Annotated in this window: 22 protein-coding genes; 9 read left to right on the top strand and 13 right to left on the bottom strand. The window is 70.6% G+C overall.

Features of this window, described 5'->3' with window-relative positions; all coding sequences use genetic code 11:
- Nucleotides 1-34: 34 nt before the first annotated feature.
- The 3 genes from ACLQ2O_RS41590 to ACLQ2O_RS41580 are packed head-to-tail and all read left to right on the top strand — an operon-like array spanning nt 35 to nt 2,634.
- Nucleotides 35-190: a hypothetical protein gene (locus tag ACLQ2O_RS41590; RefSeq protein WP_425843358.1), complete on the top strand. Its 156-nt coding sequence runs from the start codon at nt 35-37 to the stop codon at nt 188-190.
- Nucleotides 191-214: 24 nt separating this feature from the next.
- A complete protein-coding gene (locus ACLQ2O_RS41585; RefSeq protein ID WP_425843356.1) occupies nt 215-1,552 on the top strand; it encodes a hemolysin family protein in 1,338 nt (445 codons plus the stop codon).
- Nucleotides 1,549-2,634, top strand: coding sequence for a hemolysin family protein (locus ACLQ2O_RS41580; RefSeq protein WP_425843354.1), 1,086 nt, complete (start codon nt 1,549-1,551; stop codon nt 2,632-2,634). Before ACLQ2O_RS41585 ends, ACLQ2O_RS41580 begins: the two co-directional genes overlap by 4 nt.
- On the opposite strand, the gene ACLQ2O_RS41575 is transcribed toward ACLQ2O_RS41580, so the two are convergent.
- The 4 genes from ACLQ2O_RS41575 to ACLQ2O_RS41560 are packed head-to-tail and all read right to left on the bottom strand — an operon-like array spanning nt 2,603 to nt 6,280.
- A complete protein-coding gene (locus ACLQ2O_RS41575; RefSeq protein WP_425843352.1) occupies nt 2,603-3,418 on the bottom strand; it encodes a heme ABC transporter ATP-binding protein in 816 nt (271 codons plus the stop codon). The genes ACLQ2O_RS41580 and ACLQ2O_RS41575 overlap by 32 nt on opposite strands.
- On the bottom strand, nt 3,415-4,488 hold the full coding sequence (locus ACLQ2O_RS41570; protein WP_425843350.1) for a FecCD family ABC transporter permease: 1,074 nt from the start codon (nt 4,486-4,488) through the stop codon (nt 3,415-3,417). Before ACLQ2O_RS41570 ends, ACLQ2O_RS41575 begins: the two co-directional genes overlap by 4 nt.
- Complete coding sequence (locus ACLQ2O_RS41565) at nt 4,485-5,609, bottom strand: heme/hemin ABC transporter substrate-binding protein (protein ID WP_425843348.1); 1,125 nt, start codon at nt 5,607-5,609, stop codon at nt 4,485-4,487. The genes ACLQ2O_RS41570 and ACLQ2O_RS41565 overlap by 4 nt, the downstream gene beginning before the upstream one ends.
- A complete protein-coding gene (locus tag ACLQ2O_RS41560; protein WP_425843346.1) occupies nt 5,606-6,280 on the bottom strand; it encodes a heme oxygenase (biliverdin-producing) in 675 nt (224 codons plus the stop codon). Before ACLQ2O_RS41560 ends, ACLQ2O_RS41565 begins: the two co-directional genes overlap by 4 nt.
- Nucleotides 6,281-6,358: 78 nt before the next feature.
- Here ACLQ2O_RS41560 and ACLQ2O_RS41555 point away from each other — a divergent pair, with 78 nt between their 5' ends.
- The 3 genes from ACLQ2O_RS41555 (at nt 6,359) to ACLQ2O_RS41545 (ending at nt 10,649) form a co-directional block, all read left to right on the top strand.
- Nucleotides 6,359-7,063 (top strand): LPXTG cell wall anchor domain-containing protein, encoded by a 705-nt coding sequence (locus tag ACLQ2O_RS41555; protein WP_425843344.1) that lies wholly within the window; start codon nt 6,359-6,361, stop codon nt 7,061-7,063.
- A 203-nt stretch (nt 7,064-7,266) separates the two neighbouring features.
- Nucleotides 7,267-10,362: an HtaA domain-containing protein gene (locus ACLQ2O_RS41550; protein WP_425843342.1), complete on the top strand. Its 3,096-nt coding sequence runs from the start codon at nt 7,267-7,269 to the stop codon at nt 10,360-10,362.
- On the top strand, nt 10,359-10,649 hold the full coding sequence (locus ACLQ2O_RS41545; RefSeq protein ID WP_425843340.1) for a DUF2470 domain-containing protein: 291 nt from the start codon (nt 10,359-10,361) through the stop codon (nt 10,647-10,649). The genes ACLQ2O_RS41550 and ACLQ2O_RS41545 overlap by 4 nt, the downstream gene beginning before the upstream one ends.
- Here ACLQ2O_RS41545 and ACLQ2O_RS41540 read toward each other — a convergent pair.
- From ACLQ2O_RS41540 to ACLQ2O_RS41515, 6 genes are all read right to left on the bottom strand, one after another.
- Nucleotides 10,627-12,369, bottom strand: a complete 1,743-nt coding sequence (locus ACLQ2O_RS41540; protein ID WP_425843338.1) for a sensor histidine kinase — start codon at nt 12,367-12,369, stop codon at nt 10,627-10,629. The genes ACLQ2O_RS41545 and ACLQ2O_RS41540 overlap by 23 nt on opposite strands.
- A 1-nt stretch (nt 12,370) precedes the next feature.
- Nucleotides 12,371-13,063 (bottom strand): response regulator, encoded by a 693-nt coding sequence (locus tag ACLQ2O_RS41535; RefSeq protein WP_425843336.1) that lies wholly within the window; start codon nt 13,061-13,063, stop codon nt 12,371-12,373.
- Nucleotides 13,064-13,436: 373 nt separating this feature from the next.
- Nucleotides 13,437-14,657 carry an ABC transporter permease gene (locus ACLQ2O_RS41530; protein WP_425843334.1) on the bottom strand — a complete coding sequence of 407 codons (1,221 nt, stop codon included), beginning with the start codon at nt 14,655-14,657 and terminating at the stop codon, nt 13,437-13,439.
- Entirely contained in the window at nt 14,654-15,322 is a 669-nt protein-coding gene (locus ACLQ2O_RS41525) for an ABC transporter ATP-binding protein (RefSeq protein WP_425843332.1), read from the bottom strand. Before ACLQ2O_RS41525 ends, ACLQ2O_RS41530 begins: the two co-directional genes overlap by 4 nt.
- Nucleotides 15,319-16,476 (bottom strand): peptidoglycan-binding protein, encoded by a 1,158-nt coding sequence (locus ACLQ2O_RS41520; protein ID WP_425843330.1) that lies wholly within the window; start codon nt 16,474-16,476, stop codon nt 15,319-15,321. Before ACLQ2O_RS41520 ends, ACLQ2O_RS41525 begins: the two co-directional genes overlap by 4 nt.
- On the bottom strand, nt 16,473-17,090 hold the full coding sequence (locus ACLQ2O_RS41515) for a hypothetical protein (protein WP_425843328.1): 618 nt from the start codon (nt 17,088-17,090) through the stop codon (nt 16,473-16,475). Before ACLQ2O_RS41515 ends, ACLQ2O_RS41520 begins: the two co-directional genes overlap by 4 nt.
- Nucleotides 17,091-17,202: 112 nt before the next feature.
- Here ACLQ2O_RS41515 and ACLQ2O_RS41510 point away from each other — a divergent pair, with 112 nt between their 5' ends.
- On the top strand, nt 17,203-18,318 hold the full coding sequence (locus tag ACLQ2O_RS41510; RefSeq protein WP_425843326.1) for an NAD(+)/NADH kinase: 1,116 nt from the start codon (nt 17,203-17,205) through the stop codon (nt 18,316-18,318).
- Nucleotides 18,319-18,373: 55 nt separating this feature from the next.
- A complete protein-coding gene (locus ACLQ2O_RS41505; RefSeq protein WP_425843324.1) occupies nt 18,374-19,471 on the top strand; it encodes a mannose-1-phosphate guanylyltransferase in 1,098 nt (365 codons plus the stop codon).
- 72 nt (nt 19,472-19,543) lie between these two features.
- Here the strand turns inward: ACLQ2O_RS41505 and ACLQ2O_RS41500 are convergent, their stop codons facing one another.
- The 3 genes from ACLQ2O_RS41500 to cofD form a co-directional block, all read right to left on the bottom strand.
- Complete coding sequence (locus tag ACLQ2O_RS41500) at nt 19,544-20,212, bottom strand: DUF3105 domain-containing protein (protein WP_425843322.1); 669 nt, start codon at nt 20,210-20,212, stop codon at nt 19,544-19,546.
- A gap of 135 nt (nt 20,213-20,347) precedes the next feature.
- The gene (locus ACLQ2O_RS41495) at nt 20,348-21,322 is read right to left on the bottom strand and encodes a coenzyme F420-0:L-glutamate ligase (RefSeq protein ID WP_425843320.1); all 975 of its coding nucleotides are present in this window, start codon (nt 21,320-21,322) and stop codon (nt 20,348-20,350) included.
- Nucleotides 21,319-22,296, bottom strand: a complete 978-nt coding sequence (gene cofD / locus ACLQ2O_RS41490) for a 2-phospho-L-lactate transferase (protein WP_425843318.1) — start codon at nt 22,294-22,296, stop codon at nt 21,319-21,321. Before cofD ends, ACLQ2O_RS41495 begins: the two co-directional genes overlap by 4 nt.
- Nucleotides 22,297-22,433: 137 nt before the next feature.
- Between cofD and ACLQ2O_RS41485 the strand changes: the two genes are divergently transcribed.
- Nucleotides 22,434-23,804 (top strand): hypothetical protein, encoded by a 1,371-nt coding sequence (locus ACLQ2O_RS41485; RefSeq protein WP_425843316.1) that lies wholly within the window; start codon nt 22,434-22,436, stop codon nt 23,802-23,804.
- The last annotated feature ends 78 nt before the right edge of the window (nt 23,805-23,882 follow it).

Genomic DNA, 23,882 nt, shown 5'->3' with positions numbered 1-23,882 from the left:
GGCGACTCGCGGGTACCTGCTGAAGGACCTGGCCGTGCAGCGCGACGACCTGCACACGGTCGCGTACTGGATCGCCGGCCGGCCCGCCGAGGGCCGCGACGCCGAGCAGATGCGTTGGTACGCCAAGGCGGCCGAGGAAGGCCTCGACGCGACCGACCCCGCCGTGCTGCAGGGCCTCGAGTTCTCCTGAAGGTTTCGCCGGTAGGGTCGGTGCATGCTGATCCTGATCGGCCTCGCGCTGATCCTGGCCCTGACCGTTGCCACCGGCTACTTCGTCGCGCAGGAGTTCTCCTACGTCGCGGTCGACCGCAACAGGCTGCAGGGACTGGCCGACGACGGGAACGCGGCCGCGGCCCGGGCTCTGAAGGTCACCGCCCGGCTGTCGTTCGTGCTTTCCGGCGCCCAGGTCGGGATCACCGTGACCGCGCTGCTGGCCGGGTACTTCGCCGAGCCCTACCTGGGTGAGGGCCTGCAGAAGGTGTTCGGCGCGGCCGGGATGCCGGAGGGTGTCAGCCTGACCGTGTCGGTGATCGCCGCGCTGCTGCTGGCCACGGTGATCCAGATGGTGTTCGGCGAACTGGCCCCGAAGAACCTGGCGATCGCCCGGGCCGAGGCGATCGCGCTGCGGCTGTCCCGGTCGACGCTGATGTACCTGACCGTGTTCGGGCCGGTCATCCACCTGTTCGACACCACCTCGAACCGGATCCTGCGCCGAGTCGGCATCGAGCCGGTCGAGGAGCTGCCGCAGGGCGCGACCGCACAGGACCTCGACCGGATCATCGCCACGTCGTACGAGCAAGGCCTGCTGGACCAGGACACCACCCGGCTGCTCGATCGCGGCCTCGACTTCCGCGGCCGGCTCGCGGGCGAGGTGATGGTGCCGCGGGTGGACGTGATCACCGTGCACGAGGACGACCCGCTGACCCGCGTGGTCGAGCTGCTCGACACCGGGCACAGCCGGTTCCCGGTGGTCGCGTCCTCGGTCGACGAGGTGGTCGGGGTGATCGCGATCGGCGACGTCGTCGAGGTGGAGCCCGGCGACCGGCACCACGTGACGACCGGGTCGCTCGCGGCGCCGCCGGTCGTCATTCCTGACACGCTGCCCCTGCCCGTCGTACTGGAGCAGCTTCGTACGACGCACCGCCAGCTGGCGATCGTGGTCGACGAGTTCGGCGGTTTCGCCGGGGTGGTGTCGCTGGAGGACATCGCCGAGGAGCTGGTCGGGCCGATCCGGGACGAGGACGACCTGCCCGAGGGCGACCTGATCGACAACGGCGACGGGAGCTGGGCGCTGCCGGCCCGCTGGCGGCTCGACGAGGTCGAGGAAGGGACCGGGATCTCACTGCCCGAGGACGAGGACTACGACACGGTGTCCGGACTGGTGATGGCGCGGCTCGGGCGGGTCCCGGTGGTCGGTGACGAAGTGGTGATCCCGTTGCCGGTGCGGTTCGACCACGACGGGCGGCAGCTGCCGCCGGAGCGTGCCCGAGTGACAGTGCAGACCGTACTGCGGCACGTGCCCGGCCTGATCGTCCTGGAGCGGCTCTCATGAGTACGACGGTCGCGCTGCTGATCTCGCTGGTTCTCCTGGTCTGCAACGGGTTCTTCGTGTCGGCCGAGTTCGCGCTGGTCGCGTCGAAGCGGCACCGCCTCGAACAGGCCGCGGCCGAAGGGAGCCGCGCCGCCCGAGCAGCGATCGCCGGAGTGAGCGAGCTGTCGCTGATGCTCGCGGGCGCGCAGCTCGGGATCACGCTGTGCACGCTGGGACTCGGATCGCTGTCCGAACCGGCCGTGGCCCATCTGCTGCACCCGCTCTTCGAGCTGGTCGGCCTGCCGGAGAACGTCGGGCACGTGATCGCGCTGATCATCGCCGTCGGCGGGATCGGCCTGCTGCACGTGCTGCTCGGCGAGATGGCACCGAAGTCGTGGGCGATCAGCGATCCGGAGCGGTCGGCGCTGATCCTCGCGCTTCCGTTCCGCGGGTTCACCTACGTGTTCCGGCCGTTGCTGGTGGTGCTGAACTGGATGGCGAACGTGTGCGTGCGGGCCGTCGGCGTCACGCCGCAGAACGAGATCGCCAACGCGCACGGGCCGGACGAGCTGCGGTTGCTGATCGAGTCGTCCGGTGAGCACGGCACGCTGGAGGCCGCCGAGCACGACCTGCTGACGGCGATGCTCGCGCTGCAGAACACGACCGTCGCGCAGGTGATGACGCCGACGGCTCAGCTGGCGACGGTCCGGGCCGAGGCGACGGCGCGGGAGGTCGAGCTGGCCAGTCGGCAGCAAGGGCGGTCGCGGCTCGCGGTGGTGTCGGTCGAGACGCGGACGCTGTGCGGGATCGTGCACGTGCGGGACGCGGCCCGGGCGACGACCGGTGGCGGCAAGACGCTGCACGCCTTCGACCTGATGACCGCACCGCTGGAGCTGCCCGCGAGTACGCCGGTGGCGGCAGCGATCCGGGTGATGCGTGAACGGCGGTCGCAGTTGGCCGCCGTCATTGATCTGCACAGCCAGGAGGATGGGCGGCCGGTGGGTGTGGTCGCGCTGGAGGACCTGCTGGAGGAGGTGATCGGGGAGTTCGACGACGAGACCGACCCGATCATCACGGCCGCGCGGAACGTTCCGGAAGAATGATCGGGGCGCCGGTCGTCGGGTGCGGCCAGACCTCGACCTGGTGCTGGTAGACGTCGGTGATCAGCTCGGCCGTCAGGACCTCGGTGGGTTGTCCGTACGCCGCCAGGCGGCCCTGGGACAGGACGGCGATGCGGTCCGCGTAGCCCGCGGCGAGGTTGAGGTCGTGCAGGACGATCACGACGGCATCGCCTGCGGCCGCCCGCCGGCGGGCGAGCTGGAGGACGTCCTCCTGGTGGTGCAGGTCGAGAGCCGCTGTCGGCTCGTCGAGCAGGAGCAGCTGGGTCTCCTGGGCCAGCGCCCGGGCGAGTGAGACGCGGGCGCGTTCGCCGCCGGACAGGGAGTTGAAGACGCGGCCGGTGAAGGCCTCGGCGTCGGCGCGGTCGAGCGCCGTACGGATGGCTTCCTCGTCGCGGTCGGCGCGTTCTGTGCCGTCCCACGGTGAACGGCCCATCGCGACGATCTGGCCGACCGGGAACGGGAACGAGATCGTTGCCTGCTGCACCATCACGGCGCGGCGCATGGCGGCCTCGACCGGCGACCAGTGCTGGAGGGGTTCGCCGTGCAGCTCGACGCTGCCTTGCTCGGGTGGCAGGTCACCACTCAGTACGCCGAGCAGCGTGGACTTGCCGGCGCCGTTGGGGCCGACCAGGGCGAGGACCTCGCCGGTGCGGACGGCCAGCGTGACCTGGTCGAGGACCTGGGTGCCGCCGAGCTTCACGGAGATGTCGTGGGCGGCGGCGATCGCCGTACCGGCCGGCAGGCGGTCGGGCAGGCGGCGTCTCATCCCCAGCCTCCTTGGCTGGCACGGGTTCTTCTGAGCAGCCAGAAGAAGAACGGCGCTCCGACCAGGGAAGTGATCATGCCGATCGGGAGGTCGGCGTTGCGGATCAGCGTGCGGGCCAGCAGGTCGGCACAGATCACCAGCACGCCACCGGCCAGAGCACTTGCCGGGAGCAACAATCGGTGGCCGGGGCCGGCGATCATCCGGATCAGGTGCGGGACGACCAGCCCGACGAAGCCGATGATGCCGCTGAAGGCGACGCTGGCGCCGACGAGCAGGGCGACCACGACGATCGCGACCAGCCGGAGCTTCTCGACGTCGACGCCGAGGTGGGCCGCGGAGCGGTCGCCGAGCGCCAGGAGGTCGAGTCGTTTGGCCAGGACGAAGGCGGCGGCCAGGCCGACGAGGGTGAAGGGGGCAACTGCCGAGACTCCTTGCCAGGTGGCGCCGTTGAGGCTGCCCAGCTGCCAGAAGACGAGCTGCTCACGGGCGCTGGTGTCGGCGATGAAGGTCGCGAACGAGATCAGCGTGAAGGCGAGCGAGTTGACCGCGATACCGGTGAGGACGAGCGTGACGATCTCGGTCCGGCGGCCGGCGCGCGACAGGCTGTGGACGAGCAGGGTGGTCGCGAGGCCGGTGGTGAAGGCAGCGACCGCGATCGTCCAGTGGCCGAGCCAGGTGATGCCGGTGACGATCACCAGACTGGCGCCGACCGCGGCGCCGGAGGAGACGCCGACGACCGACGGCTCGGCCAGCGGGTTGCCGAAGACGCCTTGCATGAGCGCGCCCGCGGTCGCCAACGACGCGCCCACGAGCACGGCCAGCGCCACCCGTGGAAAACGAACCTTCCACAAGGCGTTGTCGCCCTGGGGATGGTGGGGCAGTGGGCCGAGGTCGAGCGGGAGCTCGAGGTGCAGCAGGCCTTCCAGCCCGCTGTCGATGCGGTGCATGACCGAACCGATGATTTCTGCTGGCGGGATGGGCAGTTGCCCGACACCGGCGGCGACGACAGAGATGATGAGCAGGGCGACTGCGAGGCCGGTCAGCAGACCGGCGGACCGTAAACGCCTCACGGGGCGTAGACGGCCTTGGCCAGCGCCTCGACCGTGCGGCCGGTGCGCGGGCCGAAGCTGAGCAGCTCGGTGTCGTTCATGTCGACGATCCGGCGGTGCCGGCCGGCCGGAGTCTGGGCGATGCCGGGCAGCTCGAGCAGCCCGTCGACGCCCTTGAGCGACTTGAGCCCCTCGGTCATCACGATGATCAGGTCGGGTTGCGACCGGATCAGTGCCTCGCTGGTGAGCGGGACGAACGGTTTCGTCAGCCCGATGTCGGTGCCGGTGTCGACGCCGCCGATCGACTTGATCATCGCGTCGGCGCCCGAGCCGGGACCGCTCATCAGGTAGACGCCCGCGGAGCCGCGCACGTACAGAAACGTCATCCTGAGCGGCTTGCCGGTGGCTGGCGCGAGGCCGAGGGACTTGACGATCTCGTCCTGCGTACGGCGAACCAGCTGCTCACCGCGCTCGGGCACGCCGAGGGCGCCGGCGACCGCGCGGATCTGGCTCGGGATGTTGTCCATCGTGCGGGCGTCGTCGAAGAAGATCACCGGGACGCCGGACGCGCGCAGCTGGGCGAGCACCTCGGGCGGGCCGATGCTCTTGTCGGTCAGTACGACGGTCGGGTCGAGCGCGAGGATCGCCTCGGCGTTCAGGTCGTGCGCGGACGGCGTGACCTTCGGGAGCGCGGCGGCCTCGGGGAGACCGGTGGAGGTGTCGCGGCCGACGACCTGGTCGCCGAGGCCGAGGCTGAAGACGATCTCGGCGAGCGTCCCGTAGAGGTCGACGGGGATGATCCGGCTGGTGTCCTTGACCTGGACCTGCCGGCCGTCGCAGGACTTCACGGCGACGGGGAGCCTCGGCTGGTCGCCTTGCACGGGGTGGATCGAGTGGTCGGCGAGCGTGGCGGTCGACGGGCCGGACAAGGTGTGGGGATCGCTGCCGCCGGTACTTGGTGTTGCCTTGGGCAACGGTTTGCCGTCGGCGTCGGTGCTGATCGCGAAACCCTTGACCGCAGGCAGGCAGGCGTCGACGACACCGGGCGCCGCGACCTCCTGCGAGGCGGCGGGGGCGCCGCAGCCGCTGGTGGCGAGCAGCCCGGCCGCGAGGAGTACGGCGAGCGACCGGCGTACGTTCACGACGCGACCGGCGGCTGGACGAGTTCGGCCAGGGACGCCAGGACGTCGACGTTGAAGCGGTAGGCGAGCAGCACCTCTTCGAGCACCTGGTCCTGCTCCCGGACGTCGAACGGGGTCTCGTCGAGCAGCGTCCGGTAGCGGTCCTTGAACGGCTTCACCGCCGGGATCTGCTCGAACGTGTAGAACCGCACGCCGTTCTTGTCCAGCCCGTACGCCGACGCGACGAGCCGGCCGATCGCCTGCCCGCCGGACAGGTCGCCGAGGTAGCGGACGTAGTGGTGCGCGATGAACCCACCCGGCCAGGTCGCCAGCTCCTCCAGGCGCCCGGCGTACCGGAGCGTCGCGGCGGTCGACTCGGGGATCTCGACGCCGACCGATCGCAGGTAGGCGAGGTCGGCCTCGAGTACCAGGCTGCGATTGAGCTGCGGGAAGTGGAACGGGCCCGCGACCAGGTCGTCGGCCAGACCGGCGCCGACGCGTTCGAGAGCCTGGTAGATGACCGCGTGCTGGGCGACCAGGGCGGCGTACGCGCCGAGGTCGAGATGGCCGCTGGTCAGCGCGGTCAGGTAGGTGCTCCCTTCGGCGTCTCGGTGCAGGCTGAGACTCCGTTCCCGGAGTCGCTGCGAGAACGGCGGCTGAGCGGTGGCCGTCGGGCCCGATGGTGAGGTCACGAGACTTAGGTTAACCTAAGTTAGGTGAGGCTTACCTATAAAAGTGTCGCTGGAATTGTGGTCTTAGGGGTTGGGGGGTTGGTCTGGGGGAGCTCCGTCGCGTCCGCCGTACCGGCCGCGACCGGGCCGCAGGGGCAGGTGGTCACCGTGTCGCGCAGTCAGGGACTGGATCCGAACGGGACCTCCGTCACCGTGCGTGGCCGGGGATTCGACCTGAACAAGGGGATCTACGTCGCGTTCTGCGTGAGCAAGGGCCCCGGGCAACTGCCGTCGCCCTGCCTGGGAGGGGTGGACATGCAGGGCGCCTCCGGGACGTCGGCGTGGATCTCGTCCAACCCGCCGTCGTACGGCGAGGGGCTGGCGACGCCATTCACGCAGAGTGGGGGCAAGGGGTCGTTCGAGGTCCGGCTGACGGTGAAGGCGAAGGACCAGTTCACCAACTGTCTGGACCGGAAGGTCGCGCCGAACGGGTGCGTGATCGGGACCCGCGCCGATCACACCCGCACGGCCGACCGTACGGCGGACGTGCTGATCCCGGTCACCTTCGCCGGTGCTTCGTCGTCGAAGCCGACGGCCACGACTCCGACGCCCACGACTCCGAAGTCCTCGACGATCGTCAAGCCGCCCGCCACTGACCCCAGCACGCCGGTCAAGCAGCAGGACGGCCCGCTCGCCAACACCGGCGGCACGACGATGACGCTGCTCGTCGCCGCCGCCGTACTGGCTGCCGTCGGTACCACCACCATCGTCGCTACCCGCCGCCGCAAGGAGCCCACCGCATGACCGTACTTTTTGGCCGGGCCTTCGGCACCGGCGTGGTCATGGGGCTTGGTCTCCCGGTCTTCCCTCGTCGCTCCGGTCGCTTCGCTCCCTCCACCCCTCAGTCCAGACCGGGAGGCCCCATGACCTCTCGCCGAGACCTTATTCGTGTAGTGCTGGTTGCCCTTGCCTCGTTGGCCGTTGTTTCTGCTTCTGCTCTTCCTGGTGTGGCTGCGCCTACTCCTGATGCTCTTGCCTTCGAGCCGAAGCTGGAGGTCTCCAAGACCACTGGTGTGACCGACGGTGAAGAGCTCACTGTGCGGGGAACCGGCTTCGACCCGGCGGCCAACCTTTCGACCCGCGTTCCGGTGACCCCGGGACAGCCGGCCGGCGTGTACGTCGTCTTCGGCTCGTTCGCCGACACCTGGCGGCCGTCCGCCGGCGCGGACTCGACGACGCGCACGCTGATCGACACCAAGTGGGCGCTCCCGCAGACCTCGTTCGACCAGGTCGGCACCGACTTCCCGAACCAGAAGCCTCGCCTGGTGCTGCTGAACGCCGACGGCACGTTCGAGGTGAAGGTGAAGGCGAAGACCGTCGCCGAGAACCCGCGCAACTACGGTGTCTACACCTACCCCGGCGGCTCCGCGGTCAACGCGGCCCACGAGCTCGCCGTACCGGTGACGTTCGCCGGCGGCGGTGACCCCGACCCTGAGGGTCCGCCGCTGAACACCCTCGACTGGGGGCTGAAGGCATCGTTCCGTACCTACATCGAGGGCCCGATCGCGCACGGCTCGATCACGATGCGCGAGCCCGCGACCCGCAATGCCGACAACACCTTCCGGTTCCCGGGCGGCAGCGGTACGGCCGAGCAGGTCGGTTTCACCGGCGGCGTCTATTTCAAGGGCCACGAGATGCAGGCCGGCAACCCGCTGCTCGAGATGACCGTCACCGAGGTGCGGATCACCACCACCGGCAGCACCGGCACGGTCGTCGCGGACGTGGTCAGCAAGAGTCTGGAGACCGGCCAGCCTGCTACGTACGACGACGTGGTGCTCGCCGACGTCGACTTCAGCACGCACCCGGTCGTCGTGAAGGACGGCGTCGCCACGGTGACCGCCGCACCGACCAAGCTGACCGAGGCCGGCGTCCCGGCGTTCGCGAACTTCTACACCGCCGGTACGGCGCTCGACCCGATCAGCTTCTCGGTCGAGCTCACCACCGCGCCGGTCTGGACGCCGAAGCTCGAACTGTTCGGTGCCGACGGCAACCCGCTCGGCGCCGTGCCCGCCGCCGGCGCGACCGTCACGGTCCGCGGCAGCGGCTACGACCCGGCGTCCAACCCGTCCACCCGGCCGCCGGTCACGCCCGGTCTGCCCGCCGGCGTGTACGTCGTGTTCGGCAGCTTCGACCACGTCTGGCAGCCGTCCAAGAACGCGGCCCCCGAGGCGCGGCGCGTGCTCGACCAGAAGTGGGCGCTGCCCGACGCGTCCCGGCCGGGTGGCGCCAACCCGGCGTACGTGACGCTGACGCCGGACGGCACGTTCGAGACCACGCTGACCGTGAAGCCCGCTTCTACGGCGACCGGGACGTACGGTGTCGCGACCTACGCGGCGGGTGGAGCTTTACCGAACGCGACGCAGGAGCTGCTCAAGGTCGTTGCTTTCGGCAACACTGAGGCGCCGGTGCTGACGGTGACGCCTGCTGCCGACCTCGCCGACGGCCAGGCCGTCGTGGTGAAGGGGGCGGGCTTCGCGCCGCAGCGTGCCTTGTACGTCGCGCAGACGCCGCAGGGTGTCGTCGGGGAGTCGAACCCGTCGCCGTTCTCGGGCGCGCAGCGCGTCGTGACCACCGCTGAGGGGACGTTCGAGGCGTCGGTCGAGACCACGGTGACGTTCACCAACGAGGGCGCCGACGTCGACTGCCTCGCGGTCGCCTGCCACATCGCGAGCTTCAACTCGCCGTTGGCCTCGGACAACTCGGTGGTCGACCACCGCGACGATCGGTCGCAGGACGTGTTCCGGAAGATCACCTTCCAGCCGGCCGGGCCGCAGCCAGTGCTGCCGGTGGTGACGAAGCAGCCCGTCGCCGTCTCGGTGGTGGCCGGGGACACGGTGACGTTCACCGCGGCCGCGACCGGTACGCCGACGGTGCAGTGGGAGCGCAGCGCTGACGAGGGGAAGAGCTGGGCTCCGATCGCGTCGCCGTCCGCGGTGACGCCTTCCGTCAGCCTCGCCGGGGTGGTTGCGGGGGACAACGGGTCGCGGTACCGCGCGGTGTTCAGCAACGAGGCGGGGTCGGCGACGTCGGCGGCCGCCGTACTGACGGTGACGGCGGCGGTCGATCCCGCGGTGAAGGTGTCGCCGGATGCGGTGGCTCCGGGCGCTGAGCTGTCGATCGAGGGGACCGGGTTTCCGGCGGGTGCTCGGGTCAGCGCCGTCGTTGACGCGGAGTCGACGCCGGGGGTGCCGGAGTTCACTTTCACGAACGCCCGTGGACAGTCGGTGGTCGTCAGCGGCGCCGGAGTGAAGGTTGCTGAGGGCAAGCTCGTGGTCGCGGACGGGGCGAAGGTCTTGGCGCGGGTCACCGGACTGACCAACAGCAAGGCGAACACGGCCGCGGCGCCGAGCGGGTTCTACCTGCTGACAGCGGTCGACAACGGCTCGGGCCAGCAGGCGTCACCGGCGATCGGTGGTGCCGACATGACGGGCGCGTCGGGGACGTCGCAGTGGATCACGAACTTCCCGTACGCCGGGTCGGAGGAGTTGGTCGTGCCGATCGGCGCCGACAAGGTCGCCCGGACGTCGGTCGAGGTGAAGTCGTCCGACGAGCACACAAAGTGCGCCGAAGCTCCCAACGGTTGTGTCCTCTACCTGAGGGCCGATCACCGCTCGACGGGCAACCGGGCCTTCGACGTGAGGATCCCGCTGCAGTTCGAGAGCGGTCGTCAAGCCGGCTCGGTCGGTGAACAGACGGTCGGACAAGACGGCACCGTCAGCTTCCGGTGGAAGGTGCCGGCCTCGTTGGCGGTGGGCAAGCACCTGATGACGTTGTCCGCGGGGAATGGGGTTGCCGCTACTGGTTCCTTCTCGGTGAAGGCTTCCGTACCACCAAGCGCCACTCCGACTCCCACTCCTACTGCCACCCCGACCGGCAGCCAGCCGTCCGAATTGCCGATCAGCGATGTGCCCACCAAGCCGACCGGTTCGTCCTTGGCGAGCACAGGTGGTGCGGCGTTCTGGTTGCCGGTGGTGGGTGGCGTGCTGCTGCTCGCGGGTGGCGCACTCGTGCTGGTGGCTCGACGGAAGAAGGTGCGGGGATGACCGAACCGTTCACGCCGGAGATCGTGGCCGCCGTGCTGCGGCACATGAACGAGGACCACGCGGACGACTCGTTGCAGATCGTCCGCGCCCTCGGCGGGCACCCGGACGCGGTCAGCGTGCAGCTGGCCACCATCGACCCGGCGGGCGCCGTCTTCGCGGTGACCGTCGTGGCGGGCGGCGTCGTACGGGTGCAGCTGCCGTGGTCGGAGCAGATCGTCGAGCGGCCGCAGTTCCGGCACGAGTTCGCCCGGATGCACCGGGAGGCTAGCTCGGCAGACGGATCGTGAAGGTCGAGCCTTCGCCGAGCACGCTGGTCGCGGTGACCTGACCGTGGTGGGCCTCGACCAGGCTGCGGACGATCGCCAGGCCGAGGCCGCTGCCGCCGGTGTGGCGGTTGCGGGACTGCTCGGCGCGCCAGAAGCGGTCGAAGACCTTGGGCAGGTCGTCGGGGGAGATCCCGGTGCCGGTGTCGATCACGTCGATGACGGTGTCGGTGCCTTCTCGGCGGCCTTCCAGACGGACGGATCCGCCGGCGGGGGTGAAGCGCAGGGCGTTGGCGACGAGGTTGCCGAGGACCTGCCGCAGCCGTACGGGGTCGGCGTCCAGCTCGAGATCCGGGGAAGTCTGGCTGAGGGTGACGCCCTCTGAGTGGTGGGCTGCAACCACCTGCTCGAACAGCGTGGGCAGGTGAACCCGCTCGGGGTGGATGCGCAGGTTGCCGGCGTCGGCGGTGGCCAGGTCGCGGAGGTCGTCGATGATGTGCTGGAGCAGCGCCGCCTCCTCGCTCATCGACTGGATGAACGCCTGGTCGGGCTTCGTCACGCCGTCCTCGACCGCCTCCAGCCAGCCGCGGATGTTGCTCAGCGGCGTCCGCAGCTCGTGGGCGATGTCGCTCACCATTGCCCGGCGCAACGATTCGGTGCGCGCGCGGCTGTCGGCCAGCTCGTTGAACGCCGCCGACAGTTGCCCGATCTCGTCGCTCCCGCGGACGCGGACCCGGACCGACTCGTCGCCGCCGGTCATCCGCCGCGACGCCCGGGTCAGTGCCCGCAACGGCTGCACCAACCGGAAGCCGCCCGCGACGGTGATGATCACCGTGATCAGGAGGACGGCCGCGGCGACTCCGGCGATCCGCTTCTGGTTCGCCGGGGAGAGGTCGAACCCGGCCTCGGCGCGGCTCGGGGTGTTCACGAACAGGCGCGCCAGCGGTGCGACGTACGGGTCGAGCTGGGCGCGTTTGGACTGCGTGACGCACCCCTCGATCCGTTCGCTCGGGACGGCCTGCTGCGGGGCCGGGGCGCTGACGGCGGGGTCGAAGACGGTCCAGGTGAGGTCGGGTTGCAGCTTGATCGTGTACTGGATGTTCTGCGCGACCAGGCAGGTGTTGATCATCGTCTGCAGCTGCGAGTACGGCTTGCGCTCCGACACGGTCAGCGCGTCCAGGATGCCGTTGGTGTCACAGGCGTTGACGGTCGCGTCGCCGACCCCGACGATCTTCGGGCGTCCGGTCGGGGCCGTCACGATCGTGCCGACGCCGGTCCTGGTCCGGACGCAGCTCAGCACCCGCTGGGCGATGTCGCCGAGGTACTTCTGGTCGGCCGCGCTGAGCTTGTACGGGCCGACCACGCGCGGATCGATGCGCTCGGCGCCGCCGAGGTCCGGGTCGACGGCGAACGGGTCGATCGCCACCGACGACGCGCTGGCCAGGTCCGTGGCCGGTCCGGCGATCAGCGTGCGGTCGTTGGTGGTCAGCGTGATCTGCCGGCCGGTCTCGCGGCCGAGCTGCTCGATCAGCTTGCCGACGCCGGGCCAGGCCGCGTGCGTCGCGGCGTAGCCGAGCAGGGCGTCGTAGATCTTGCTGTCGTCGGCGAGCGCGCGGCCCTGCTCCTGCTGGATGGCGACCGTCGTACTGCGGGCGGCGAGCCAGGCGGTCGCGGCGATCGAGCAGAGCGAGACCAGGACGGCGCCCGCGAGCAGCCGGACCAGGATGCTCCTGCGGGCCGGCATGTCAGCTGTCGGTCAGCTTGTAGCCGACGCCGTACACGGTGAGCAGGCGGACCGGGCGTCGCGGCTCCGGCTCGATCTTCTTGCGCAGGTTGAGCACGTGGGTGTCGATCGTGCGGGTGGTGATGTACTGGTCGATGCCGTGCAGCTGCTCGAGCAGCTGGGCCCGGGTGAAGACCCGGTGCGGTCTGGCGGCCATCGTCGCGATCAGCCGGAACTCGCCCGGCGTACAGGCCGTTTTCTTGCCGTCGGCAAACAGTTCGTGGCGGGCGAGGTCGATCGTGAGGCCGCCGACGCGGAGCAGCTGGTCCGGCTCGGTGCTGCTCGCCGCGGGGCGGCTGCGGCGGAGCAGGGTGCGGACGCGGGCGGCGAGCTCGCGCGGGCTGAACGGCTTGGTCATGTAGTCGTCGGCGCCGAGGTCGAGACCGAGCAGCATGTCGTCCTCCTCGGTGCGCGCGGTCAGCATCAGCACGGGGAGGTCGGACTCGCGGCGCAGGATGCGGCAGACGTCCAGGCCGTCGACCCCGGGCAGCATCACGTCGAGCACGAGCAGGTCGGGCTGCAGCCGGCGGACCTCTTCGAGCGCGGACCGGCCGTCGCCGACCACGACGACCTGGTGGTGCTCACGCTCGAGGTACCGGCGGACGAGCTCGGCCTGCTTCGCGTCGTCCTCGGCCAGCACGACCTGCGCACACATGGTTCCTACTGTAGGTCGAGGCTCCGTTGCTTCCGACGTACTCCGGTGCACCGGGACGAGATCCTGACAATTGCGCTAGACAACTGCCTGCTGCCCGCGGCCTGCTGCCTGTCAACCGCTAACTAGCTCCGCCGCCAACCCGCTCTGCGGCCCACCGGCCCGGCTGGCGGGGTCGTGTGCGGGACCGACCGACAGGAGGTCTCCTGCTCGAGGCGCGCGGGGGAGCAGGATCCAGGCGCGAACCGCGGGATCGTGGTCCGGCGAGTCTTGAGACGTCCTGTCGGTCGGTACCTCTGCCACTACTTTCCCGGCCGCGTCGGCGATGTCGCTTGGGCGCACTCCCGGGCGGTGCGCCAATCTGCATTCGGTACAGCTAGTCGGCGGCGAGGGCCTCCGTGGGGGTGAGCAGGGACGCCCGTACGGCGGGGTAGACGCCCGCGAGGACGCCGACCACGATGCTCGCGCCGACTCCCGCGAGCAGGGCGTTGGCGGGGATCACGACCGGCCAGCCCTGGGAGTTGGCGTAGCCGATTACGCCGAGGATGCCGAGGACGGCGCCGAGCAGGCCGCCGATCGTGCAGAGCACGACGGACTCGGTGAGGAACTGGCCGCGGATCTGGCCTCGGTTGGCGCCCAGGGCCCGGCGCAGGCCGATCTCGCGGCGTCTTTCGAGCACCGAGATCACCATGGTGTTGGCGACGCCGATGCCGCCGACGAGGAGGGCCACGCCGGCCAGGCCGAGGAAGAGGGTGGAGAACGCGTTCTGGGTGATGCGTTGGGCGGCGAGGGCTTCGGACGGGCGGCTGACCTGGACGAGGCCGGGTTGTTCGGGGTTGAGGGTTCGGCCGAGGACTGCGCGGACGTCTTCGAGGGAGGTGTCGGTGGCGCGGACGTAGACGACCGAGGGGCGGCCGTCGAAGGCGAGGGTGGTCTTGGCGGCGTCCCAGCCGACGAGGACGGATTGCTCGACGTCCGGTGCGAGGGGTGATCGGGCGAGGATGCCGACGACGGTGAACCAGGTGTCGTCGAGGAGGATCCTCGGCTTCGGTTGCCCGGGTGGGAGGTCGGTGATTCCCAGCCAGGTGGCGGCTTTCGCGCCGAGGACGACGGTGGGGAAGTGCTCGTTGGCCGTCGTCAGGAAGGTGCCGGAGTGAATCTTTGCTCCGAGCAACGGGAGGAGGTTCGGCTTGGCGGCGAGCACGGTGATGCCGGTGCCGGTGGAGTCGACCTTGTCGGTACGGCGGACGCCCGCGTGCACGTTGGCGACGCCGCTGGTCTCCTGCACCGGGCCGATCCGGCCCGCCATCCCGATCGATGCCTCGGGCAAGCCGGCGGGGGTGTCGCTGTGGGACTGATCCGGGACGGCTGCTGCTCTGAGGAGATCGGGGCCCAGGTTGGCCAGTTCGTCCATGACTGCTTGTTGACTGGAGGCAGGGATGCCGGTGACGACGACCACGGTCGCGATGCCGATGGAGATGCCGAGCGCCGAGAGGGCAGCTCTTAGAGGCCTTGTCCTGAGTCGCGTGAGTCCCAGCAGCAGAAGGTCAGAAAGTGCCAGGCGAACAGGTGCCGTGATTTCGGTGCGGCGTTTCATGTGTTCACCAGGCGGCCGTCGCGGACTTCGACTTTTCTGGGGAGTTGGGCGGCGATCTCGCGGTCGTGGGTGATGACGGCGATCGTCGTGCCGGTGGCGTGGAGGGTGGTGAGGAGCTGCAGGACCGCTTGGCCGGTGGCCGTGTCGAGGGCGCCGGTCGGCTCGTCGGCCAGCACCAGCGCCGGGTTGTTGACGAGGGCTCGGGCGATGGCGACGCGTTGGCGTTCGCCGCCGGAGAGCTCGTGGGGGCGGTGGGTGGCGCGGTGGCTGAGGCCGACCTTGTCCAGCGCTTCGAGGGCGAGCGGCTTGCGGTGGCGGCGCGGCGTACCGGCGTACAGGAGGCCGGTGGCGACGTTCTCGGTGGCGGTGTGGCCGTCGGACAGGTGGAACTGCTGGAAGACGAAGCCGATCGAGCGGCCGCGGAGGGCGGAGAGTTGCCGGTCGGACAGGGCGGTGACGTCGTGGCCCTGGAGCTCGACCGTGCCTTCGGTCGGGCGGTCGAGGGTGCCCATCAGGTTGAGCAGCGTGGACTTTCCGGAGCCCGACGGGCCGACGATGGCCAGCAGCTCACCGGCGTCGATGCGGAGGGAGACGTTGTCGAGGGCACGCACTCCACCGGCGTACTGCTTGACGGCGTGGCGGAGCTCGACGACCGGGGTCGTCATGAGGTGGTCACCACCTTCTGCCCGGCCTGCAGGCCCGCGCCGGTGACCTCGACGTTGCCATCGGCAAACATTCCGGTCTTCACGCCGACCAGCGACGTGGTGGTGCCGTTGACGACCTGAACGGCGTAGCCGCCTTCGCGCAGGGCCAGGAGCGCGGCGACCGGTACGACGAGCACGCCCTTGCGGACCGCGCCGGGCACGGTCACGGTGGTCGGGCCGGAGTCGATCCCGTTCGCCGCGGCCTGCTGGTCGAGGGCGACGGAGGCGGTCACCTGCGGCTTCTTCCCGCCGTCGGCCGGGCTGCCGTCACTCGGCGGTGGAGCCGCGTCGGTGCTGACCGCGCGGACCGTCCCGGTGGTCGACTTGCCGTTGGGCAGGGTGAGCTTCACCTTCAGCCCGGCCCGTACGCCGGCTGTGTCGTCGGCGTCGAGGGGCAGGGTGACGAGCTTCTCGGTCGAGGTGACTCCGAGGACGTCGGCCGGTGCGGGGTCGCCGACGGCCACGTTCAGGCTGTCCACGCGGAGCGCGCCGGGCAGGACGACGACAGAGGTGGGATCGAGGATGCCGGTCTGGTCGAGGTCGAGCGACTTCTGCCAGTGCTTGATCGCGGTCGTGGTCGCGGCGGTGAGCCTGTCGCTGCCGGTGGTGCCGAGGAAATCGAGGGCGGCGAGGTTCTGCTTGACCACTTTGACGTCGGGTCCGCTCACGGGCTTGGCGGGAGGCGGCGGTGGGGTCGTCGGTGGGGTCGCCGGTGGGGTCGCCGGCTTCTTCGGCGGACCAAGCGTGCGGAAGAGCGGGGTGCTGCCGTAGAAGAGCACGATCGGCTTGTCGTCGACGCGCAGCAGGACGTCGCCGCGGTTGATCGTCGTACCGGGTTTGGGCAGCCAGGTGATCGTGCCGGTCGCACGGGCCTTCACGGTCTTCTTGCCGCCGTAGCCGAGATCGCCGGACAGCTCGCGGGCCTGAGACAGATCTGTCCGCTCTACGGCCACCGTCTCCGCCGGGTCCGGTCCGTCGGAAGCAACAGCCGGCGCCGGCCGGTCGAAGATCCGGAAGCCCGCGTAGCCCGCGCCGGCCACCAGCGCCGCCCCGACGACCAGCGCGACTGCCCGCCGAGACCGGAAGCGGCGCCCCGGCGTACCGAGTGAGCTCACTTGCCGGCCACCTCGCGCTGGCACTCGGGAGTGAGGTTCATGCCCTTGCGGATCGACTCGGCGTCGTTCTGCGGGCCGCCGAGGGACGGGCCGACGATGCCGCTGTCGTTCCCGGTCGACAGCTCGACGTACTTGACGCCCTTGGTCTTCAGGCACGCCACGACCTTGCGGCCGAAGTCGATCGCGTCCGGGTTCTTCGCGTCGATCTCCCAGGCCGGCAGCGGCAGCTTGTTCTCGCAGGCCGCGCCGGCCTTCTTCGCCTTCGCCGGGTCCGTGGTCCGGCCGCCGCTGCCCAGGACACCGGGCTCCTTCGGCTTCGACCGCTCGGCCAGTACGTCGATGCCGTTGTCCTTCATGCAGGTCAGGTAGCCCTGGTACAGCCGGTCCCGGTCGGCGTCGGTCATGTCGATCCGCTCCCGCGGCCGCCCGGCGTCCGGGTCGCTTGCCCGGCTCTGCGTCCCGGACGGCTTGCCGGAGGACGGCGGTGGGGTGGTCAGTGTGGCGATGTCGGGCGTCTTGTCCGCCGTACCGGCTGAGGCGCCGGCCGAGCACCCGGTGGCGAGCACCGCGACGAGCAGCAGCGGGGCCCAGCGGAAGAGTCGTGTCGTGGTCATACCGGCCACCCTGCCGAGCGAATGTCAGGGAAATGTCGGCCGTCGGTGGCGATCTTGTCCGGAAGCCCTACCGTTGTGCTGACCGGTCCCGCCGTAGCCGAAGGAGAACGCCGTGCCCATCAGTCGCCTCGGCCTGGTCGTGCACCAGGGCCGTCCGCTGGCAGTCCAGGCGGCCGACGTGGTTCGTGCCTGGTGCAAGGCCAACGACATCGGCTGCACCGACATCGACGTGTGGAAGCTGCACGAGGACCGTCGCGGCGGGATGGACGAGCTGCACCACGCCGGCAACCCGGACCTGGTCGTCACGCTCGGTGGGGACGGGACGTTCCTGCGAGGGGCCCGGATCGCGGCGAAGAACGACGCCGCGGTGCTCGGCGTGGACCTCGGCAAGGTCGGGTTCCTGACCGAGGTGGCCTGCAGCGACGTCGAGGAGGCGCTCGAGGCGGTGCACCGCGACGAGGCCACGATCGAGAAGCGGATGACGCTGACCATGCGCGCGTCGCGGGCGCTGGAGATCCCGGCCGGGATCGACGCCCTGCTGCGGTACGGGCACGGGCCGTCGTTGCCGCCGCCCGCCGTACGGCCCGACGGGGACGGGGACAGCTGGGGCGTCGCGCTGGACGTCACCGCGCTGAACGACGTCGTGCTGGAGAAGCTGGCGCGGGACCACCAGGTCGCGCTGGGGGTGTACCTGTCCGGCCGGCTGCTCGCGTCGTACTCGGCGGACGCGGTGATCGTGGCGACACCGACCGGCAGTACGGCGTACAGCTTCGCCGCTGGTGGACCGATCCTGTCGCCGAACACGGAGGCGATCGTGTTCACGCCGGTCGCTCCGCACATGACCTTCAACCGCAGCGTCATCGCGGCGCCCGACGAGCCGATCGGCCTGCGCGTGCTGCCGCACTCCGGCCAGGCCGCGGTCAGCATCGACGGCCAGCTCCGCGGCGTCCTCGACCCGGGCGACTGGATCGGTGTCTATGGCTCCACACGTCCGCTGCGGCTGGTCCGGCTCCGGCCGACCGACTTCTACGGCCGCCTACGGGACCGCTTCCGGCTCACCGACGCTCCGGCCACCGGGATCGACGGCGAGTCCGACCGGATCTGGGTGCCGGGCGCTCAGGTGCCCGCGGACATGGCTCACCTGCGGCTGCCGCCGGCCGTTCCCGCACCGGCGATTCCTGAGGGGCCGGCTTGTGAGGTGCCGGAGCCGGAGGAACCGGCCGGCTGAAGGTAGACCAGCAGGTGGGGTTGTCTGGTCGGGCGGGCAGGTAGGGTTCTTCCTCATGCGGAACGTGGTGATTCTGGCGGGTGGGTCGGGGACTCGGTTGTGGCCGTTGTCCCGGGCGGACAAGCCCAAGCAGGTGCTGCCGTTGGCGGCGGGGAACTCGTTGCTGCGGGTGGCGTACGACCGGCTGATCGGGCTGGTCGAGCCGGAGAACATCTACGTCTGCACCGTCGCGGCGCACACCGACCTCGTGCGCGAGGAGCTGCCCGAGCTCGGTGAGAACAACATCATCGGCGAGCCGGTCGGGCGCGACACCGCGAACGCGGTCGGCCTGGCCTCGGCCGTGGTGGCGCGCAACGATCCGGACGCCGTCCTGGCGATCGTCGGGTCGGACCACCTGATCACGCCCGAGGCCGAGTTCCGGCAGGCGATCGAGAGCGGCTTCGAGCTGGTCGAGCAGCGGCCGCGGTCGCTGGTCACGTTCGGCATCGAGCCGACCCACCCGCACACCGGGCTCGGGTACGTCGAACGCGGCGACGCGATCGACGGTACGGCGGCGTACGTGGTCGACCGGTTCCGCGAGAAGCCGGACCGCGCGACCGCCGAGGAGTACCTGGCCACCGGGCGGTTCTGGTGGAACTCCGGCATGTTCGTCTGGCGCGCCGAGACCGTGCTCAGCGTGCTCGACGCGCTGCTGCCCGAGTCGGCCGCGCAGCTGCGGCAGGTCGCTTCGGTCTGGGACACCCCCGAGCGGGACGCGACGCTGGCCGCGATCTACCCGACGCTGCGCAAGATCTCGGTCGACTACGCCGTGATGGAACCGGCCTCCCAGGGCAAGGTCGACGCCGACGTGGTCGTCGTCCCGATGCCCGTGCACTGGCTCGACGTCGGCTCCTGGGCCGCCCTCGCCGGCACCTACGAGGTCGATGCCAAGGGCAACCGTCACGACGGCTCGGCGCTCAGCTGCCTGCTCGACTCCAACGACAACGTGATCGTCACCGACGACCCCGACCACCTGATCGCCGCGGTCGGCCTGCGCGGCCACATCATCGTCCACACCCACGACGTCACGATGGTCTGCCCCCTGGCCGACGGCGAACGCGTCAAGGACCTGGTCGCCCAGGTCCAGTCCGACCACGCGGAACGCTACGTCTGAGCCTGCGGTACGCCGTACGGCAAAAGGGCACCCGATCCGTGGATCGGGTGCCCTTTCAGGCAGAGGTGGAGATCAGCCGCCGTTGGGCTCCTGGGCGTCCATGGCCGGGTACTTGTCCATGAACTGGGTCAGGGCCTCACCGGAGACCGAGCCGCAGAACTGACGGTGGCCCAGCGCGGTGGTCGCGCCCTGCGCGTTGCCGCTCCAGTGGGAGAAGGCGACGTTCTTGCCCTCGGGCCACGCGAGTCCGTCCGCCTCCTTGAAGGGGGCCGCGATGAACTTGCCGAGCGAGGAGTCGGGCAGCTTGGCCTTCGAGATGTTCTCGATCTGGTCGACCTGGTCCTGCGGCAGGGTGTCGCGGTACCAGAGGATCGTGTAGCCGTGCTCGAGGTTGTGCACCAGGTTCGGCACCGGGGGCCGGTCGTCGGTGGTGTAGAACTTCTTTCCGAACGGCGCCCAGGTGGCGTAGTGCGGGCCCGACGACGGTGGCGAGACCGGGTAGGCGATGGGCTCGCCGTCCGGCTTGTGGTCCTGCGTACCGCTGGCCTTGTCGTCGACGATCTTGTCGCACGACGCGCCGGAGGCCGCCGAGCCGAACGACGACAGGGCCTGGTCACGGGTCCGGGAGTCCTGGATCAGCTTGATCGCCGGGTAGGCGATGATCGCCAGGCCGACCACGATCGAGGCCGCGACGATGAGCAGGGTGCGGCGCTTGTCGGACCGGGCCTGGTCCCGCTGCATCTTCTCTACCATCTCGCGGCGCGACTGCTTCTGCGACGACGCTTTACCCACAGTGATTGGTCTTCCGATCCGGGCGGTCCGGCGCCGCCGTGCGGATGCAGTGTACGCAGCCAGCCTGAGAAGTTGCCTAGAAAGTCAGTCCGACCGTGAGCCGAACGTGACCGTCGCCTCACTGCCCGAACCCGTGCGGACAGCGACTCCGTAGCCCTCGGCGTGCAGCAGAACGGCCAGGCGTTCGGCGATGATCCCGACCGCGACCGGGTTGTCGCCGAAGACGACGACCGAGGTCTCCAGCACCTCCAGGTGCACGTCCTCGTCGTCCGCGAGCACGCCGTCCCACAGCGCCGGGTCGACCTCGCGGGGCCCGCCAGGCGGCGTCCGCTCCAGTACGGCGGCCCGCGCGGCCTCCCTGGTCCCCAGGCTGAACATGTCGTTCTCCGCGTCGCGCACCAGTGCCCGCGCGCCCGGCCCGTCCTCCCCAACAGCCAGTACGACGTCCGCCAGCCCCCGCAGCACGGCGACCGGCACCCCGTCGGCCTTGCCCTTCACCAGCTCGCCCGCGGAGGCGATCTCGTCGGCCACCGCCGGCTCGGTCACGGCCAGCACGTTCCCGTGTGAGTCCGTCGACCCGCGCAGGTCCTCGACCACCCGTACGCCGGCAGCACCGATCGCCAGGTCGATCTGCCCGACCCGCCAGGGGCGCCCGAGCGTGTCCGTCACCACGATGCCCACGTTCACGTCGTACCGGGCCTTCAGCGCGGCCCGAAGCTCACGCGCCGACCGATCCGGGTCCACCGGCAGCAGCAGCACTGTCCCTGGCGCCGTGTTCGACGTGTCGGTCCCCGCTGCGGCCAACACGAGCCCGTGCCGGGTCTGCACGATCCGGGTCTCCCCACGCCGCGCCACGACCCGCACCAGCTCGGCGTCGATCGCGTCCTGCCGGCTCCCGGTGGTCAGCCGGCCCTCCGCCTTGCTGACGATCTTCGACGTCACCGCGACCACGTCGCCGTCGCGCAGGTCGGCCGCGTCGCCGATCAGCGCGGCCAGGTCGTCCCCGGCCGCAACCTCGGGCAGTCCGGTGACCGCGAAGATCTCCAGGTGTTTCCTCATCGCCGTACAGCCTCCGCCAGGCTCAGGGCCGCGTCGGCCATCGCCGCGGTCGTGGTCTCGTCCGTCATCCACAACGGCACCGCCTGGGCGTGAATTCCGGCTCCGGCGATCGAGTCGAGCTGGGCGGCGTCGGAGGTGTCGATCAGCCAGCCGTCGATCACGCCGTCGCGGGCGCGGGCACCGTAGTACCGGGCGACCGCCGAGGCGGTCGACTCGACGCCGACGGCCGCGAGCACCTTGTCGGCCATGCCACGGACCGGGCCGGTGCCGATGATCGGCGACAGCCCGATCACCGGGGCCGCGGTGTCGCGCACGGCCTCCCGGATCCCGGGCACGCCGAGGATCGTGCCGATCGAGACGACCGGGTTCGACGGCGGCAGGATCAGCACGTCGCAGCTCGCGATGGCCTCCAGCACACCCGGCGCCGGCTTCGCCTTCTCGGACCCGACCGGGACGATCTGGTGCGCGGGCACCTCGGCGTGCAGACGGACCCAGTACTCCTGGAAGTGGATCGCCTTCTTCGCCCCCGGACTGTCCGGGTCGTCGATCACGACGTGGGTCTCGACCCGGTCGTCGCTCATCGGCAGCAGGCGGACCGGCAGCTTCCACCGGGCGCACAGCGCCTCGGTGACCGCGGTCAGCCCGTACCCCGCGTCCAGCATCTGGGTCCGGACCAGGTGGGTCGCCACGTCCCGGTCGCCCAGGCCGAACCAGGTCGGCTCCACGCCGTACGCCGCGAGCTCCTCCTTGATCACCCAGGTCTCGTCCTCACGTCCCCAGCCGCGCTCCTGGGAGATCCCGTCGCCGAGGGTGTACATCACCGTGTCCAGGTCCGGGCAGACCCGCAGACCGAACAGGGTGATGTCGTCCGCGGTGTTCCCGATCACCGTGATCTCGGCGTCCGGACGGGCCTTGAGCAGGCCGCGGAGGAAGGTGGATCCGCCGATGCCACCGGCCAGCACTGTCAATCGCATGGGAAGAGTCTGCACGAGTCGTCAATCGGACGAGCCACCGCACGACTATGCTGCCATGCGTCTGACACCGTTCCGAAGTGTGTTATCCGTCAGTTGCCTTGAATAACGCACGGCCCCCAACATCCCGAGGAGCCCTCGTGGTCACCGACGCAACCAAGAAGCTCAGAGAGCCGGTCGCGTACATCCTTCTCGCCTTCGCAGGCCTGGTCGCCCTGGCCTCGCTGCTTCAGCTGTTCGTCGGCGGTGCCGGGTTCACCGCCTCCGCCAGCGGGGTACGCAACGTACTCACCCCGCTCGAGCTGTCCGGACTGCTGCTCGCCGCGGCGCCCGCCGTCGCGGTGTGGCTGGTGGCGGAAGCGGGTGAGCGCACCCAGAACGCCCGGACCGTCGCGCTGGCCGCGCTGGTCGTCGTCGGCCTGGCCGCGCTGGTCATGCTGATCACGGTCTTCGCCGTGTTCGGTTCGTCGAGCGACGTCGGCCCGAAGATCGCCGGCTTCCTGGTCGGCCTCGGTGGGCTGGCCCTGTACGGCGCCTCCGGCTACTACATCCTCAACACCTTCCAGACGCTGCCCGCCCCGGTGCGCGTCCCCAAGCCGGCCCAGCAGGGCCAGTTCGCCGGCCAGGGCCAGGGCCAGTACGGCGGCCAGTACGGCGCTCAGGGTGCTCAGCAGGGTCAGCAGTACGGCGGCCAGCAGGGCCAGCAGGGCCAGCAGTACGGCGCCTACGGCAACCAGTACGAGCAGGGCCAGGCGCCCCAGGGCCAGTACGGCCAGTACGGCGCGGGCGCCGCTGCCGGTGCCGCCGCGGGCGCTGCCGGTGGTTACGCGGCCGCTCAGCACGGTGGCGACCAGCAGTGGCCGCAGGAGCAGAGCTGGAACCAGGGCGAGCAGCAGCAGCCGGCCTGGTCCGCCGGTGACGACCAGCCGCAGGGCGACCAGCAGGCCTGGGCGGCTGCCGAGGCGCAGGGCGTCGAGCCGACCCAGCAGTGGAGCCCCGAGGGGCAGCAGCAGTGGGGTGGCGCTGACGCCCAGGGCCAGCAGTGGCCGCAGGAGCAGCAGCAGTGGGGCGGCGCCGACGCCGGCCAGCAGCAGTGGGGTGGCACCGAGGCCTCGCAGTACGGCCAGCCGGGTCAGCCCGAGTGGCAGGGCCAGGAGCCGGCTCAGCACCAGGCCGGCCAGCAGGAGGTCGGCCAGCACGACGCCGGTCTGCACGAGGCCGCCGCGCACGACGTAGCCGAGCAGCCGCAGCACGAGGCCGGTCAGGTCCCGGGCGAGCAGGGCTGGTCGGACCAGGACTGGCAGCAGGGTGGCCAGACCTGGCAGGGCGAGGAGGCCGCACCGGCCGCCGCGCCGCAGGCCCAGCCGGACGCCGACGCCGCTGACGAGACCCGGGTGGACCCGCGGGTTTCCGAGGACGCGGCCGACGACCCGAAGGACGACGACCAGCCGCAGCAGCCGGGCGGTCAGGGTCAGGCCGGGCAGCAGGGTTGGTGGTCGCAGCCGTCCTGATCGACGGTGCGCCGAGCGGCGGATGCGTGGGACAACGCATTCCAGGTCGGCGCGATCGTGCCGATCCTGGAGCGGTTT

Origin of the sequence: Kribbella sp. DT2 (assembly GCF_049844575.1) — a bacterium.
GTDB lineage: Bacteria > Actinomycetota > Actinomycetes > Propionibacteriales > Kribbellaceae > Kribbella.
The sequence above is the reverse complement of the archived record's forward strand: the minus strand, read 5'-3'. Positions and strand labels throughout refer to the sequence as shown.